Source organism: Bartonella sp. AP88HLJMH (assembly GCF_042195605.1).
GTDB lineage: Bacteria > Pseudomonadota > Alphaproteobacteria > Rhizobiales > Rhizobiaceae > Bartonella.
The window spans coordinates 1-1,151 of sequence record NZ_JBHIOR010000085.1 but is presented as its reverse complement, the minus strand read 5'-3'; the positions used below and the strand labels follow the sequence as shown (position 1 = coordinate 1,151).

Genomic DNA, 1,151 nt, shown 5'->3' with positions numbered 1-1,151 from the left:
TTTTTACCACGGGGCTTAAAGGTCATTCTGCCTGAGTTTGTCAGCCAAGAAAAGAACAGCGTGGTGAAGCGGTTATGGGATTAATGCGCACGCATCCTTTTATTGAGGTGAGAGTGGGGGATAAGCTTGTTCATGAGGTTTTTTATCAGCGTCTTTTAACCGCAACCATTACGGACCATGCCGGCAATGAAGCCGATACATTTGAAGCAGAGTTTGATGATAGTGGTAATGATTTAGAGGTTCCCTCAAGCAACAGCACTCTGCAAGTGATTTTTGGCTATGAGAACAGCATCAGTGCCTTTATGGGGCGTTTTGTTGTTGAGTCGGTGGTGAGTATTGGTGGCAGTGATGGAGAGATTTTGCGCCTTTGTGGCAAAAGCGCCTCGATGCGTAAAGAACTCAAAGAACAAGCGAGTGAACATTTTGATCACAAAACTGTTGGTGAGATTGTTGAGACACTTGCCAAACGCCATGGCTATCAAGCAAAGGTCAGTCCACAATTTATCAAACAAACTCTTCCTTATGTGATTCGTACAGATCAATCGGCTGTTGATTTTTTAACCCGCCTTGCCGATCGCATGCGGGCGCGTTTTTTAATCAAGGACAATAAGTTTTTATTTTTAAGCGGTGACAATTTACCAGCCCTTGAACTTCATAAGCACGACTGTTCTAACTGGGAATTTACCCTAGAGCCACGTACGCAATACGGCACTATTGAAGCTTCTTATTTTGATCGCGCAAAAGGGCAGCAATGCCAAGTCAAGCATCAGACAGGGTTTAGCGGTCCCGTGCGGCGTCTTCGCAGTTGTTATCCATGTCAAGAGGAAGCTTTATCTGCCGCTGCTTCCGAGTCGGACAGGTTGTGTCGTGCTGTAGGCAGTGGTTCTTTGACCCTTGAGGGACGCCCTGAAATCATGGCGGATCAACCTCTCATCCTTCAAGGGTTTCGTGGGCAAATCAATGGACCATGGAAAGCTGCAACCGTCACCCACCGCTATGAAAAACAAAGCGGATACACCACAGAAATCACACTAGAAGCACCAAACAAGGGAAAAGAAAGCAATGAGAACATCAAACATGCTAAAAACAGAAAATCCAAGAGATAATTTTGCTTCTTCTTTTCGTCAACTTCCCCATAATATTGAAGCAGA

Annotated in this window: 1 protein-coding gene; it reads left to right on the top strand. The window is 45.2% G+C overall.

What is annotated here, in order from left to right; all coding sequences use genetic code 11:
• Positions 1-83 precede the first annotated feature (83 nt).
• A complete protein-coding gene (locus ACFIMA_RS09680) occupies positions 84-1,106 on the top strand; it encodes a phage late control D family protein (protein ID WP_375693449.1) in 1,023 nt (340 codons plus the stop codon).
• Positions 1,107-1,151 lie beyond the last annotated feature (45 nt).

Excerpts from the sequence above, each read along its gene's own strand:
- ACFIMA_RS09680 (WP_375693449.1), top strand. The coding sequence starts at position 84 with ATGCGCACGCATCCTTTTATTGAGGTGAGAGTGGGGGATAAGCTTGTT.